Origin of the sequence: Micromonospora sp. A202 (assembly GCF_006715105.1) — a bacterium.
Lineage (GTDB): Bacteria > Actinomycetota > Actinomycetes > Mycobacteriales > Micromonosporaceae > Micromonospora > Micromonospora zamorensis.
Genome location: NZ_VFMP01000001.1, coordinates 1,323,623 through 1,339,024, shown reverse-complemented (window position 1 = coordinate 1,339,024; position 15,402 = coordinate 1,323,623). Strand labels below are relative to the sequence as shown.

Genomic DNA, 15,402 nt, shown 5'->3' with positions numbered 1-15,402 from the left:
CCGTATGGTCACGGTCGGCGATAGGCGCTCGACGCGGACCGGGTAAGACCTGTGACAATGCCGGAAGCAACTTGGCTGCGCCGTGGCGGCGACGGGGGTCCATTCCCTCGACGCCGGGAGAACGAGGATGGGCACATGAGCGACTGGACTGCCTTCGGACGGGTGGACGCGGACGGCACCGTATACGTCAAGACCACCGAGGGTGAGCGGGTGGTCGGATCCTGGCAGGCGGGTGCGCCGGAGGAAGGTCTGGCACACTTCGCGCGCCGCTTCGCCGATCTGGTCACCGAGGTGGATCTGACCGAAGCGCGGCTCAAGTCGGGTGCGGCGGATGCCGGGCACTCGCTGAGCACGATCCGGCGGATCCGCGCCACGCTCCCCGAGGCCAACGTCGTCGGCGACATCGACGCCCTGGCCGCTCGCCTGGACAAGCTGGCGACCCTCGCCGAGGAGAAGGCCGGTGAGGCGCGCGCCGCCCGGGACGCCGCTCGCGGTGAGGCCCTGGCCCGCAAGACCGCGCTGGTCGAGGAGGCCGAGAAGCTCGCTGCCGAGTCCACCGGTTGGAAGACCGCCGGGGACCGGCTCAAGGAGATCCTCGACGAGTGGAAGACCATCCGTGGGGTCGACAAGAAGGCCGACGGTGAGCTGTGGAAGCGGTTCGCCGCCGCCCGGGACGGTTTCACCCGACGTCGGGGCGCCCACTTCGCCTCCCTGGACTCGCAGCGCAAGCAGGCGCAGACCGTCAAGGAGGAGCTGGTCGCCGAGGCGGAGAAGCTCCAGGAATCCACCGACTGGGCCGCCACCGCCAACCAGCTCAAGGATCTGATGACCCAGTGGAAGGCCGCGCCGCGCGCCTCCAAGGAGGCCGAGCAGAAGCTCTGGGAACGATTCCGGGGTGCGCAGGACGCCTTCTTCAGCCGGCGCAGTGAGGTCTTCTCCGCCCGGGACAACGAGCAGCGTGGCAACCTGGAGCGCAAGCAGGCCCTACTCGCCGAGGCCGAGGCGCTGGACATCGACGCCGACCCGAAGGGCGCCCAGGCCAAGCTGCGGGAGATCCAGGCACAGTGGCACGAGGCCGGCCGGGTGCCCCGCGAGGCGGCCGCCGGGCTGGAGCGCCGGCTGCGCGCGATCGACGACAAGGTCCGCGACGTGATGGACTCGGCGTGGCGTCGCACCACCAAGGAGGACAACCCGCTGCTCGCCCAGATGCGGGCGCAGGTGGCGGAAGCCGAGGACCGGCTGGCCCGGGCGCAGAGCGCCGGGGACGCACGCCGGATCAAGGAAGCCGAGCAGGCGCTCACCGCCAAGCGGCAGTTCCTCCAACTCGCCGAGCAGGCGGGCTGAGCTGACGTCTTCCGGAGCCCCCGGTCCCTGCGAGGGGACCGGGGGCTCCCGCGTGTCCAAGGCCTTCGCGGCCGGCGCCCCGCGCGCCTCGCGCCCCGCCCAAGATCCTCGCAACTTCCCCGAAACTGCTGCCTCAGATGCGCCGGAGGCAGCAGTTTCCCTGAAGTTGCCGGCTTGCCGGGGCGAGCGCGGGGCGCGGGACACGGGCGCGGGGCGGTGGGTGGGGCCAGCCGGACGGCTGGTTGACGCATTGAAGACTGCTGATCAGAATGAGCGACAGAGCCAGGTCGGGCATCGACGCGAGGGCGCTGACGGCGGTACGACGTCGTCGGGGATCGTCGGTGTGCGTTACGCGAGTGACCACGTCCGCGTGACATGGGTCGTTCCGCGCTGTGCGCGTACTCCTGAGGGAGCGTGACGGGCGGACGGCCTCCCCCGGTCTTCCGCCCGCGCCGCCGACGGCGGCGTCGGGCATCCGAAGTGGAGCTCGCATGCACCGTCCCACCTCTTTCGGCGGCGCGCTGGCCGCGCTCGCCACCGCCGCGGCTGGCGCGCTCGTCGCCGTCGCGGTCAGCACCGGTCCGGCGGTCGCCGCGCCGGGTGGCACCGGCACCGGTTACCTGCACACCAGCGGCAATCAGATCGTGGACAGCACCGGCGCCACGGTCCGGTTGACCGGTATCAACTGGTTCGGCATGGAGACCGACAACAAGACCTTCCACGGGCTGTGGTCGAACAACCCGTGGCGGGGGCAGCTCGACACGATGGCCCGGCTGGGTTACAACACGTTGCGGGTGCCGTACTCGAACGACGCGCTGAAGCCGGGCGCGACCGCCAGCGGGGTCAACGACTTCGTCAACCCGGATCTGGTCGGGTTGTCGCCGTTGCAGATCCTGGACAAGGTGATCGACTACGCCGGCAGCAAGGGGATGCGGATCATCCTGGACCGGCACCGGCCGACGGCGGCCGGGCAGTCGCCGCTGTGGTACACGTCGACGGTCTCCGAGGCGACCTGGATCAACGACTGGAAGATGCTGGCCCAGCGGTACGCGGGCAACCCCACGGTGATCGGCGCGGACCTGCACAACGAGCCGCACGCCGAGGGCACCAACCCGGCGGCCACCGGCGCGTGCTGGGGTTGCGGCGACACCACCCGGGACTGGCGGCTCGCCGCCGAGCGGGCCGGCAACGCGATCCTCGGCGTCCAACCCAACTGGTTGATCTTCGTGGAGGGGGTGAGCTGCCCCAGCGGTGGCCTCTCCAACGTGTGGGACGGCGACACCAGCAACGACGAGGACTGTGGCTGGTGGGGTGGCAACCTGTCCAGGGCCGGTCAGTTCCCGGTACGGCTGAACGTGGCGAACCGGCTGGTCTACTCGCCGCACGAGTACGCCACCTCGGTCTACCGGCAGACCTGGTTCGACGCCCCGGACTACCCGGCGAACATGCCGGCCATCTGGGACAAGTACTGGGGTTACCTGTACAAGCAGAACATCGCGCCGATCATGATGGGTGAGTTCGGCAGCACCCTGGCGGACCCGAAGGACAGGGTGTGGCTGGAGAAGTTGATGGCCTACACCGGCACCGGGGTCACCGGGATGTCCTTCACCTACTGGTCGTGGAACCCGAACTCGGGTGACACCGGCGGCATCGCGCTGGACGACTGGACGAACGTCAACACCACCAAGCAGGCGATCCTCCAGCCGTACCTGATCGCGCCGACCGGTGGCGGCACCACCACCCCACCGCCTGACGGACCGACGGACCCGCCCACCGGCGCCTGCACTGTGAGTTACCGGCAGGTCAACGCCTGGCAGGGCGGCTTCCAGGGTGAGTTGACCGTGAAGAACACCGGCTCCGCCGCGGTGAACCCGTGGTCGGTCACCTGGACCTGGCCGTCCGAGGTGACGTTGGGCAGTGGCTGGAACGCCACGGTCTCCCAATCCGGCACGACGGTCACCGCGGCCGCGCCGGGGCACGCCCCGTCGCTGTCGGCGGGCGGGTCGGTCACCGTGGGCTTCACCGCCAACGGCACCGCCAGCGCGCCGGGCACGGTGAAGCTCAACGGCGCCAGCTGCTGAGTTGTCGGGACGGTCGGCGGCCCCCGCGTCGGCCGTCCGCCGGCGCCGGTCGGGTCACGGTCTGAACGAGGGGCCCCTTGTCGTCGCGCGACGACAAGGGGCCCTCCCGCGCTCAGTGGGTGGCGCAGCCGGCGGTCGGTGTGGCAGCGACCGGCGGTGCGCCGATCGTGGGCAGACCGAGCAACACCCCGGGGGTACGCGGGGAGCGCCCCGCCTCGGCCGCGTCGCCGGCCCGGGTCCGCCGGTGCGCCACCGGCGCGCCGTCGGCGTTGAGGTGGTGCGGCGCGGCGTACGTGATCGTGGTGTGCACGATGTCACCCGGGCGGATCTGGTCGGCCAGCGACTCCCCGTCCGCGGTGTCGGTCGCGAAGTGCACGAGCCGGCCGTCGCGGGCCCGACCGGACATCCGACCGGTGCGCTCGTCCTTGCGGCCCTCGCCGACCGCGACCAGCACCTCGACGGTCTCGCCCACCAGGCGCTTGTTCTCCGCCCAGGTGATCTCCTCGACGGTTTCGATCAGCCGCTCGTAGCGCTCCTGCACGACCTGCTTGGGCAACTGGTCGTCCATGGTCGCGGCGGGGGTGCCGGGGCGCTTCGAGTACTGGAAGGTGAAGGCCGAGGAGAACCGGGCCTCGCGGACCACGTCCAGGGTGCGCTGGAAGTCGGCCTCGGTCTCACCCGGGAAGCCGACGATGATGTCGGTGGTGATCGCCGCGTCCGGCATCGCCGCCCGGACCTTCTCGATGATCCCCAGGTAGCGCTCGGAGCGGTAGGACCGGCGCATCGCCCGGAGCACGTCGTCGGAGCCGGACTGCAACGGCATGTGCAGCGAGTGGCAGACGTTCGGCGTCTCGGCCATCGCGGCGATCACGTCGTCGGTGAAGTCCTTCGGGTGCGGGCTGGTGAACCGGACCCGCTCCAACCCGTCGATGTCACCGCAGGCCCGCAGCAGCTTGCCGAACGCGTACCGGTCGCCGAACTCCACCCCGTAGGAGTTGACGTTCTGCCCGAGCAGGGTCACCTCCAGCACGCCCTCGTCGACCAGCGCGCGCACCTCGGAGAGGATGTCGCCGGGACGGCGGTCCTTCTCCTTGCCGCGCAGCGCGGGCACGATGCAGAAGGTGCAGGTGTTGTTGCAGCCGACCGAGATCGACACCCACCCGGCGTACGTGGACTCGCGGCGGGTGGGCAGCGTGGAGGGGAAGACGTCGAGGGACTCCAGGATCTCCACCTCGGCGGCAGCGTTGTGCCGGGCCCGCTCCAGCAGCACCGGCAGCGAGCCGATGTTGTGGGTGCCGAAGACCACGTCCACCCAGGGCGCCTTGCGAACGATCTCGCCTCGGTCCTTCTGGGCCAGGCAGCCGCCGACCGCGATCTGCATCCCGGGGTGCTTGTCCTTCACCGGGCGCAGCCGACCGAGGTTGCCGTAGAGCCGGTTGTCGGCGTTCTCCCGGACGGCGCAGGTGTTGAAGACGACGATGTCCGGGGTGTCGTCGGCGGGCACCGCGCGCACGTAGCCGGCCTGTTCGAGCAGGCCGGAGATGCGCTCGGAGTCGTGCACGTTCATCTGGCAGCCGTACGTCACGACGTTGTAGGTCCTAGCCACCCTCTTGGTGCCCCTTCCCCTCGGGCTACCAGGGTAGCGGCCCGTTCGGCGGCCCCAACCCACCGGCATTGACCCGGCGGCCCATAGCGGGCATCCACGACGGGCAGTACGCTGCACAACAAGAATGTGTTCTGGGCGGTTTCGGGGGCTTTGCACTCAGCGCCGACAATGCGCGGCTCCATTCACGGGGGAGCACATGACGACCCGCGGGAGGCCAACCGTGACGCGACAAGATGCGGCACAGCGCACCGTCACCACCCCGGACGGGCGACACCTCGCGGTGGAGACCTCCGGCTCGCCGGACGGTCCTGCGGTCTTCCTGCTGCACGGCACCCCGGGCAGCCGCAGCGGCCCTCGGCCCCGGGGCATCGTCGTCTACCGCCTCGGCGTGCACCTCGTCTGCTACGACCGCCCCGGTTACGGCGACTCCGATCGGCACGAGGGTCGGCGGGTCGCCGACGCCGCCGCCGACGTGGCGGCGATCGCCGACGACCTCGGCATCGAGCGGTTCGCGGTGGTGGGCCGGTCGGGTGGCGGTCCACACGCTCTGGCCTGCGCGGCGTTGCTGCCGGACCGGGTCACCCGGGCCGCCGTGCTGGTGGGGCTCGCCCCGGCCGGCGCACCCGACCTGGACTGGTACGCCGGGATGGCCGAGTCGAACGTGGAGGACTACGGGCAGGCCGACGAGGACCTGGCCGAGCTCACGCTCAACCTGAAGGTCCGCGCGGAGGAGGCCCGGCGGGACCCGATGACGCTGCTGGACTTCCTACGCCCCCAGTTGCCCGACGAGGACATCCGGGTCGTCGACGACGTCGCGATCCGCCGACTGCTGACCGACATGTACTCCGAGGCGTTGCGGCACGGCCCCGAGGGCTGGATCGACGACGTGCTGGCGATACGGCGTGGCTGGGGGTTCGACCTGAGCGCCATCCGCGCGGAGGTCCGGCTCTGGCACGGCGAGCAGGATCGCTTCTCGCCGGTGGAGCACTCCCACTGGCTCGCGTCGCAGATCTCGCGGGCCGAGGTCCAGGTGCAGCCCGGCGCCGCGCACTTCGGCGCTGTGGAGATCCTGCCGCAGACCCTCAGCTGGCTGGCCACGCCGGACCTCGCGACCACCCCGCGGGTCTGACCGACAGTCGTTCAGTGCTCGGCCCGGCGGGGCGGGCCTGACCCACCCCGCCGGACCCACCCCGGTCAGATCGTGTGCGGGTCGATCACCCGGACGACGAACCGCCGCTCACGCAGGGTCTGCACTGTCGGATGCTCCGGGCCGATCACCTCGGCGAGCCGGTCCGCCACCGCGCCGACGTCCTCGGCGGGGGCCTCGCCACCGGCCCGCCTCGACACCAGGGCGAGATCACCGAGGCAGCGCAGCGTGTCGGGGTGCTCCGCGCCGATCACCGTGGCCAGGCGATCGGCGGTCTCCCGCAGTCGTTCCCGCGCCGAGTCCCACTCCCCCTCCTCGGCGAGGCACACCGCGTGGTTCACGTCCGCGGCGAGGGTGTGCGGGTGGTCGGGGCCGAGCACCTTGCGCAGCTCGCCGGAGGCCCGGGCCGCCGACGCACGGGCATCCGACCTGCGCCCGAGCGCGCGCTCGGCGGCGGAGAGGTTGCTCAGCGTCGCCAGCGTGTGCGGGTGCTCCGGGCCGAGACGCAGTTGCTCCTCGTACGCCTGGCTCACGGCGGTCATCTCGGTGAACGCTCTCGCCGCGTCGCCGACGGCCAGCAGGTTCGCCGCGCGGCTCGACCGGCACGCCACCGTGTCCGGGTTGTCCGGCCCGAAGCGTTCGTCGAGCTCGCGGTAGGCCGTCTCGAACATCGGCGCGGCCTCGGCTCCCCGACCGGCGCTGCGCAGGGACACCGCCAGGTTGACCTGCGCGGCGAGACTCTGGCCGTCGTCCGGCCCGAGCACCTCGCAGTACGTGTCGTACACGGTGCGCAGCAGGGTGACCGACCGCTCGTACTCACCGGCTTCCCGCAGGTCGCTGCCCAGACGCACGGCGGAAACCAGGGTGTACGGGTGGGTGGGGCCGAGCACCAGCCGCCGCCGCTGGTGCACCTCGTCGTCCCACCTGCGGGCGGACCGGTAGTCGCCGACCAGCCGGTAGGAGACGGCGAGGTTGTTGGCCGCGCTCAACGTCCGGGGGTGGTCCTCGCCGAAGACCTGGAGCCAGGAGGCGTACGTGGACCGGTCCCGTTCCAGCGCCTCGGCGTACCGGCCGAGCGCGCGCAGGTCACCGCCGAGGCTGCCGGCGGTCATCAGACTGTGCGGGTGCATCGGGCCGAGCAGCCGGCGTTGCTCGGCCAGCACCGCCTCGTCCAGGTCCCGGGCCTCGTCGAAGCGGCCCAGGCTGCGCAGGATGTTCGCGCGGTTGAAGCGCAGATGCAGCAACTGTCGACCCAGTGCGGACGCCTCGACCTCTTCGTGCGTGTCGCCGAGCCGGGCGGACCAGGTCTCGTCCACCTCCTGGCTGAACCCGTCGGCCTGGTCCAGACCGCCGCGCTGCCACAGGTAGCGGACCCGGTCGATGAGCAGCTGACACACCGACTCGTCGGGGCAGTTCAACGCCTCGGAGACCTCCAGGTGCGGCCAGAGCATCCGCAGCCGGGGCCAGGTGGTCGGGTCGTCCACGTCACCGCGGGGCCGGGACGCCGCCAGCACCAGGTGCACCTGGTGTCGGGCCGCGTCGATCTCGTCGTCGGTCATCCGGTCGCGTACGACCGCCTGCAACAACCGGTGCACCTGGACCCGGCCGCCCTGGACGTCGAGTTTGAGCAGGGCGAGCCGGTTGATCTGCTGGACCAGCGCACCGCGGACGAGCCGTTCCGACACCGACGGGTCGAACGGCACGAGGGCCGCCGCCATCTCGTCGCTGTAGATCAGCTCCAGCGCGATCTCCGGGGCCAGCACCGAGCAGAGCTGCAACAGCCGGTACGCGGCGGGCGCCTGGTCGAGCAGCCGGTTCAGCGACAGGTCCCAGGTCGCCTCGACGGAGAGCGCGCTGGGGCCGTGCCGCTCGATCTGTCGCAGGTAGTCGGCGACCGACGTGCCGGTGTCGGCCAACCACGCGCCGGCAGCCGCCACCGCGATCGGCAGGTCGCCGAGCGCCTCGGCCACCCGGTCGGCCTCCTCGGCGCTGATCGTGGGCACCCGCTGGGCGAGGTGCGCGACGCTCTCGGTGCGGTTGAAGACGTCCACCTGGATCGGGTTCGCCCGGTCACCCCAGGCGCGGTTGCGCGAGGTCAGCAGGACGTGCCCGGGGCCCTGGGGCAGGAAGGGCTCGATCTGGTCGAGCTCCTCGGCGTTGTCGAGCACGACGAGCCACCGCTCGTACGGCTCGCCCCGGCCCAGCACCTGCAACACGGACCGGACCGTGTCGGGCACGGTCGGCCCGGCGAGGATGCCGAGGCGGCTGGCGAGGTCGGCCAGGGCGGTGTCGACGAACTGCGGCGGGTCCGCCACGATCCACCAGACCACGTCGTACGCGGTCTTGTAACGGTGCACGTACTCCAGGGCCACCTGCGTCTTTCCGACGCCGCCCATGCCCTGGAGGGCGACCGGCAGCACCACCGCGCTGCCCCCGCTCTGTAGTTGCGCGCGCAGCTGGGCCAGGTCGTCCTCCCGGCCGGTGAACCGGGCGTTCCGGTTGGGGGCGTTGAAGATCAACGGCTCGGTGCCGGGAAAACGGGTGCTCCCGCCCGCCGGGCCGTCCGCCGACGACGGCACCGGCCGGCCGACCAGCCGCAACACCCGCTCCACGGCGGTCGCCGCGCTCACATTGACCAGGTTGGTGGAGCTCTGGGAGGGGAACTCCGCCAGCGGGCGCAGGTCGGCGACGTACACGGCGAGCGCCGTGGAACCGGTGCTGGTGTCCCGGTCGGGCAGACCGCCGGACGGCGTTGCCACGTAGGCCGGCGAGACCACCGTCAGCGTGCGCGGCGCGGGCGTGCCCGCGGACCCGACGGCGGCGGTGGGCTCCACCACCCGCAACCCGGCCGAGCTGAGCACCCGCTCCAGCCACTCGGCCCAGATGGCGTCCTCCGGCGCACACCGGAGCACGATCTGGTCGTCGATCGCCTCGGTGCGTCGACGGAAACGGGCCTTGCCCCGCTCCCGCACCGACTCGTCCATCAGCGGCAGCGCGGTCACCGCGCCGTCGGTGAGGATCCCGGTCAACGTCTCGAACGCGGCCAGCAGCGACGTGGGCGAGCCGGGCGGGTCCCCGAACGTCGCCAGTGTCTCCTCGTACGCGTAGAACGGCCGGTACGGGACCTCGACGGCAGCCCAGTAGCGCCGCCGTTCGGCCTCGGTCATGCCCGCGGGCAACCCGGCGAACCGCCGCATGGCCAGCAGACGACCCGCCTCGGCCCGCTCCTTCTCAGCCTGGTCGACGCGCATCGGCACCGGCAGGACGCGGATGTCGCGCCGCCGGTACCTGTCGCGTACCGAGTGCGCCACCCGGGCCGCACCGTCGATGCCCTGGTCACTGAGCGTGAAACAGTCGACCAGCGTGTCCGGAAGGTGCAGGGTGCAGATGTCGGCGACGTCGCTCAACCCCGTCCGGCTGTCGATCAGGGTGAAGTCGTACTGGCGCTTCATGTCCGCCCGCAGCGCTTCGAAGAACTGCGCACCGCCCAGCCGGTTGTAGAAGTTGTCCCAGTCCAGCCCGCTCACCGAGACGGCGTAGTCGCTGTTCTGCCGGCCCGCGGAGAGGAAGTCCAGACCCCCGCCGTCGGGGAAGTTCCAGCGCAGCGAGAAGGCGTGCCGCCCCACCCGGGCGTACTGCTCCATCCAGCGGTCCGGTCGGTCGTCGACCCGGGTGGTCTCCCACTCGTAGTCGCGGATCATGTCGATCACACCGCTGGTGCCCTGGATCGCCTCGGCGTCGAGGAACGGGTGGAAGAAGCGGTGCAGGCCGGGTGACTCGAGGTCCCAGTCGGCGACGAGCACCCGCCGGCCACTGGCCGCGAGGATCCAGGCCACATTGGCCAACGCCATCGTCCGGCCCGTCCCACCCTTGAACGAGTAGAAGGTGACGACCTGGCCTTCGCGATCGTTGTTCATCGGTTTTCTCCGTGGGGACGCAATGGTGCCGGATCGTCAGGCGTGGACGCGGGATCGGGGGTGGCGGTCGAGCCGGCCGGCGGCAGGCCGTCACGCAGGCTCGGCACCGGCTCCGGCGGCGGTTCGAAGGGAACCACCGGGCCGTACTTGAGGAACTGACGGCGAGCCTCGGTGACCAGCGCCGGCATCAGGTCGACGAACTCCGGCATGCTGCACGCCCGCTTGACCTGGGGCAGGCCGGCGTCGTGCAGCAGTTGCGTCACCTCGGTCGCCCACCGGCTGGCGTCCTGGGTGTCGTCGTCGTCGGTGACCACCAGTGGAACCACCCACTCCCGCAGGCCGTGCAGCTGGCCGGCGAGCATCGCGGCGGCGTCCGGCGAGGCCGCGATCCACGGGTCGACAAGCAGCACGGCCGGTCGGCGATCGAGCAGCCCGGCGGCCTGCGCGAAGTCCGCCGTGCGGGCGGACAGCCCGAGCCGCTCGGCGGTGCTGGCCGCGTACTCGGCGGCGGGCAGCTCCTGGCGGCGCCCGTACGGTCGCCACAGCCGGCCGCTGGCCGCGTAGCCGGCGGGGTCGCGATCGGTCGGCAGGTGGTCCCGGGTCGGCGCCAGGACGGCGACGACGAAGTCCGGGTCGGTCGGCCCCGGGCGGACGACCTCGTCGAGGCCCGGCGCGCGGGACGGGCCCAGCGGTCGCCGCTCGGCGGTGTGCACGATCCGGCTGGCCAGGCGGCTCAGCAGAAGCTCGTACTGTGCCCGGTAGGAGGCCAGCATGCAGAACGCCCGCAGGCCGTCCTCGGCGTACGCCGGGACGTCCCGGCCCAGGTCCAGGGCGCCGTCCAGCTCCGGATGCGCCTCCCACGGTGGGAACGGGATCCACAGCACCGGGGTGAGGTGGCCGGCGGTCAGCCGGGCCGACCCGGCAGCGGTCAGCCGGGCCCGGAAGGACTCCTGCTCCCCCAACGCCCACGGGCGACTGAAGTAGCCGGGCGAGTAGAGCGGAACGAAGACCTCGGCGTCGCCCAGCGCCTCCGCGAGAGCCGCCTTCCAGTCGGCACCCAACGGGATGTGCTGGTCGAAGAAACCGATCCGCATCCCCGCCACTGGTCGCGCCTGGCGCCGCACCTCGTCGGACAGGTCGGCGAAGAACTGGCCGACCCAGACGTCGGCGTCGGCGCGGGCGCCCGGCGGGGGCGCCGAGTGGGCGTAGCTGAGGAAGAAGTACGTCCCGCGCGCTGCCGGTCGGCGCCGGTCCGTCGGCGGGCTCATCCCGGCTCCTCGGTGAACCGGTTGCACAGTTCGTCCACACTCGCCGGCACCCAGGGCTGCACCACGTACGACCGGTGGATCGCCACGATCCGCTGGGCGAGCCGCCAGACCACCGCCCGGTACGCGTTCTCCCACTGCATGGTCAGCAACCCGTAGACCCCATCCCGCTGGTAGTGCACCGCGATGTCGGGATCCGGCACGGCGGTCGGGGTGAACCGTTGGATGTCGCGGAGCACCCGGGGCAGCGCCGTGCCGTTCGTCGGCGACCAGGTGACCGGCACGATGGCCGTCTCGTGGGGCGAGGCGGAGCTGTGCCGCGGGACGATCGTCCGGCGGGAGAACGCATCCCACTCCCGGCCGCACCAGTCACTGCCGAGCAGCGCGCTGGACACCAGCGGGACGAAGACCTGGCAGGTGCCGGCGGCCTGGAGCAGCTCCGGGCTCCACCGTTCACCGCCGGCGATGGAGCTGTCCAGAAAGCCGGCGTCCACTCCGGTCACCGGGCCGACCAGCTCACTGACGTGGACGGAGAGGTCCTCGAAGAACCGGGAGACGTACTCGGCGGGTTTGCCGGTGGCGCGGCCGACCGGGGCCCGGGAGTAGCTGATGAAGAAGAGCGGGGCGCGCAGTCTGGAGGGTGCGTCCACTGTGCTCAGCCCTCCGCCCTCCCCACGCGGCCGGAACATCAGCGTAGTCCCCGCGTCAACGCTGCGCCGCCAGGCGATTCGCGGCGAACCAGCCGACCGCGAAGTCCACGGCGGCTCGCGCCGGCAGCAGGCGAGCCTGGGCCCGCCCGACCCGCCCGTGCCGGACGATCGGTGTGCCGTCGAGCGCGGCACCCACCCGGGGAAAGTCGCGGTCGTCCAGGTCGAGCCCGCGGAAGTCGAGGCGTACGCGGCGGCCGTCGACGAGCCGGAAACAGCGGTAGTCGCGCTCCGGCGTCGGCACCGGCAGTCGGTACTCGGCCAGGTGCAGGGCGCTGCACGCCTCGTAACCGAGGCCGAGCAGCAGGATCTGCCCGTCGGCCGCGTACAGGCCACCCACCGGTGAGCGTTCTCCCAGGTGGCAGGTGAGGTCGTGGCCGTCGGTGAGCTGCCGGGCCCGAGGGCCGAGCGCGGCGAACGAGGTCTGAGGATGGTCACTGCGCACCGCACCTGGGGCACAGCGGACGTACTCGGCGAGCACGCCCATCCGCTGCGAGGGCGTCGTCTGGCGGTCCCAGCCCGGCAGCGCCGCCTCGTACCGCTCGCGTTGCGCCCGGTCCATCCCGGCGACAGCCGCCAGGTGGGCCCGGGAGGTGGTCGAGTTGCCGTCGGTCTGGGTGGGCACCAGCAGCGTGCCGGCCGGGCCGAGGACGTCCCGCAGGGCGCCGGCGAGGGTCGCGGGGCCGTGCTCCAGCGGGCCCACCCGGCGCAGACCGCAGTGCACCAGGAGGCACACACCTGGGCGTACGCCCAGCGCTCGCAGATCATCGGCGAGGTGGGGACGGCCCAGGGCGGGCGGATGCCGTTCATCGGGACCCGACACGGGTCTCCTCCAGGGCGTGGCGCAGCTGACCGACGAACCGCTCACCGGCCGCGGTGAGCGACCGGCTGGCCAGCAGCGCGTCGGCGCCGTCCCGGGTCCACGCCAGGTAACGGGCGGCGTGGGCCGACGCTTCCCCGCCGCCGGTCGCCGCTCGGGCCCGCCACACCTGGGTGACGGCCAGGTGGGCGTACACCCCCTGGAGGACCCCCTCGGGTGGCCGCGGGTCGGGGCGCCACGGCACCGTGATCCGGGGGCTGTGCCCGGGTGCCACCAGGTCGTACCGGTCGAGCACGGCACCGAGTTTCGCGTGCTGCCATTCGTGCACGAGCAGCACCGCCATCGTCTCCGGGTCCGGATGGGGGGTGACGGCGACCGCACCGAACGCGTGCCGGGCGGTCGCGCTGCGCAGTGGTCGCGCCGGGTCGGGTGCCAGCGGCACGACGGCGCGCAGACCGCCGTCGAGCGCCGCCGCGTGCGCCGGCACGTCCCGGCGCACGATCTGCCAGGCCTCGACCAGGGTACGGCCCAACGCCTGCGCGGCCGGGTTGTCCAGGCGCGACGCCACCGGCTGGCCGTAGCAGTCCCGGTACGGGTCGCCGTCCTCGATGGACAGCCGACCAGCCGGCGTCGGCACGTCGCGCACCGGTCGCCAGCCGGCCGACGGCTCGACAGTGTCGAGGAGGACGGTCCGGTCCGCCGACCCGCCGCGGACCCGGAACCCACCGGGCAGGACGGTCACCTCGGCGCGCTCCCCCAGACCGGGCAGCAGCAGGCTGCCGAGCGTGGGCACCGTGATCGCGTCGGCCCGCACCGGGACGTCCACAGTGACGGCGACGCCCACCCGGACGGCCGCGGCGACGGCGACGGCCGGCAGGGGGTCGGTAGCCGCGCGGGCGCCGGACCGGGCCGACGGGTCGAGGCGGTGCACCAGCCACGGGCGGACGAAGGGGTGCTCCAGGACCGCTCGGACCGCCTCCGGCGCCTTCAGCTCAAGGTCGGCGAGCACCTCCCAGGCGGCCGCGCTGTCGGACAACTCCCGACAGGCCGCCAACAGCATCCGGGTGATGGCCAACTGGTCGTCGGCGAGTCGTCTCACGGTCTGCGGCGACCCGTGCCCGGTCGCGAGGTCGTCCAGCAGGTCATCGGCCGGAGAGGCGGCGGACCACACGCTCGGCGCGACGTGGTCGGGCGCCGGGTAGGTGTCCACAGTGTCGATCAGGCGGAGCAGGTCGGCGCAGTAGACCGAGGGGTTGTCGAAGCCGGAGCCGGTGCGCCAGCGGTGGGCGTACAGGCCACCGCCGCACCGGTCGACCACCGGGCAGGCCCGGCAGGTGGCACAGAGCCCCTGCACGCCGTCCTGCCGGATGGCCACCCCGGGATGCCGGGCGGCCTCGTCCACCGAATGGTCGAACACGTCGAACCCGGTGCCGGCCGCGCCGTGGTATGCCGTCTTCAGCGAGTCGACCTGCTCCCAGGTGCCGTCGGCCTCGACCACCAGCACGTCGGCCGGCGCGAGGCCGAACGCCTCGGTGCCGCCGCCACCCGGGATCAGCGCCTCGAACAGCCGGATCGACCCGGGGCGCCCGTCGTCCACCCACCGCCGGTGGATCCGCCCCAGCCAGTCCGCGTACGGGGTGGAGCCGGGGCCGGGACGCTCCGGTGGGTGGTCCCAGGTGGCGTGGGGCAGCAGCAGGTCGACCCGGGGCGGGCTCTCGGCCAGCAGCGCCTCGTAGACCCGGTCGGGATCGTTGCGGACGTCGACAGTGCAGAGGATGCCGGCGTAGCTGCTGCGGTACGCCGGTCGCCGGAGCAGGGCCAGGGCCCGCCGGACCTGGTCGTGGCTGCTGCCGCCGTGGGCGAAGACCCGGTGGCGGTCGTTGGCGGCACGGTCGCCGTCGAACGACACACCGACCCGCACGTCGTAGTCGACGAGCAGTTGGCACAGCTCCTCGTCGAGCAGCACACCGTTGGTCTGCATGCGCAGGTCGAGCCGCGTCCACGGGGTGATCGCGGCCCGCAGCTCGGCCAGCACCTCGCGCAGCCCGGCGGCACCCAGCAGCAGCGGCTCACCGCCGTGCAGCACCACGTGCACGTCCGGCACCTCGTGCTCGCGGGCGTGCTCGGCAATGCGCCGTGCGGCGGCGCGGACCGTCGCCGGTGGCATCCGCACCGGTCGGCCCCGCCAGGTCTGGTCGGCGTGCTGGTAGACGTAGCAGTGGTCGCAGCTGAGGTCGCACCGACTGTGCACCTTCAGCACGAACTGGCTGATCGGCCGGCAGGATCCGCCCGCTCCGGGCGCACCGCACCGGCAGACCATCGCTCAGATGGACGAGTTGAAGGCGGCGACGGGCACGCTGCCGGACGGCACCGATTGGGCCGCGACGACGCGCCTGCGGATCGCCTCGATCAGATCGGCGTGCTCGACGGCGATCCGATCCAACGGGGTGTGCAGGCTGCGTGCGAGGTCATCTGGGTCGGGACGGGGTGAGCGGGTGGGGGCATGGTCCACAAT

General features: G+C 72.4%; 9 protein-coding genes. 3 read left to right on the top strand and 6 right to left on the bottom strand.

Annotation, left to right across the window (positions count from 1 at the left end; all coding sequences use genetic code 11):
• The first annotated feature begins 135 nt into the window (after positions 1-135).
• Both FBZ33_RS06230 and FBZ33_RS06225 read left to right on the top strand, forming a co-directional pair.
• Positions 136-1,344 carry a DUF349 domain-containing protein gene (locus FBZ33_RS06230; protein WP_141908317.1) on the top strand — a complete coding sequence of 403 codons (1,209 nt, stop codon included), beginning with the start codon at positions 136-138 and terminating at the stop codon, positions 1,342-1,344.
• A gap of 491 nt (positions 1,345-1,835) precedes the next feature.
• Entirely contained in the window at positions 1,836-3,425 is a 1,590-nt protein-coding gene (locus FBZ33_RS06225; protein ID WP_141908316.1) for a cellulase family glycosylhydrolase, read from the top strand.
• A gap of 112 nt (positions 3,426-3,537) precedes the next feature.
• Here FBZ33_RS06225 and miaB read toward each other — a convergent pair whose 3' ends face one another.
• Positions 3,538-5,031, bottom strand: a complete 1,494-nt coding sequence (gene miaB, locus FBZ33_RS06220) for a tRNA (N6-isopentenyl adenosine(37)-C2)-methylthiotransferase MiaB (RefSeq protein ID WP_141908315.1) — start codon at positions 5,029-5,031, stop codon at positions 3,538-3,540.
• A gap of 220 nt (positions 5,032-5,251) precedes the next feature.
• Between miaB and FBZ33_RS06215 the strand changes: the two genes are divergently transcribed.
• Complete coding sequence (locus FBZ33_RS06215; RefSeq protein ID WP_255508731.1) at positions 5,252-6,160, top strand: alpha/beta fold hydrolase; 909 nt, start codon at positions 5,252-5,254, stop codon at positions 6,158-6,160.
• A 65-nt stretch (positions 6,161-6,225) separates the two neighbouring features.
• Here the strand turns inward: FBZ33_RS06215 and fxsT are convergent, their stop codons facing one another.
• From fxsT to FBZ33_RS06190, 5 genes are read right to left on the bottom strand one after another with little or no spacing between them, the layout of a single operon-like run.
• Positions 6,226-10,095: an FxSxx-COOH system tetratricopeptide repeat protein gene (gene fxsT / locus FBZ33_RS06210; RefSeq protein WP_141908313.1), complete on the bottom strand. Its 3,870-nt coding sequence runs from the start codon at positions 10,093-10,095 to the stop codon at positions 6,226-6,228.
• Positions 10,092-11,363, bottom strand: coding sequence for a TIR-like protein FxsC (locus FBZ33_RS06205; RefSeq protein WP_141908312.1), 1,272 nt, complete (start codon positions 11,361-11,363; stop codon positions 10,092-10,094). Before FBZ33_RS06205 ends, fxsT begins: the two co-directional genes overlap by 4 nt.
• Positions 11,360-12,049, bottom strand: coding sequence for a TIR-like protein FxsC (locus FBZ33_RS06200; RefSeq protein WP_141908311.1), 690 nt, complete (start codon positions 12,047-12,049; stop codon positions 11,360-11,362). Before FBZ33_RS06200 ends, FBZ33_RS06205 begins: the two co-directional genes overlap by 4 nt.
• A 16-nt stretch (positions 12,050-12,065) precedes the next feature.
• Positions 12,066-12,890, bottom strand: a complete 825-nt coding sequence (locus FBZ33_RS06195) for an aminoglycoside N(3)-acetyltransferase (RefSeq protein ID WP_255508730.1) — start codon at positions 12,888-12,890, stop codon at positions 12,066-12,068.
• The gene (locus tag FBZ33_RS06190) at positions 12,874-15,147 is read right to left on the bottom strand and encodes an FxsB family cyclophane-forming radical SAM/SPASM peptide maturase (protein WP_255508729.1); all 2,274 of its coding nucleotides are present in this window, start codon (positions 15,145-15,147) and stop codon (positions 12,874-12,876) included. Before FBZ33_RS06190 ends, FBZ33_RS06195 begins: the two co-directional genes overlap by 17 nt.
• Positions 15,148-15,402: the final 255 nt, after the last annotated feature.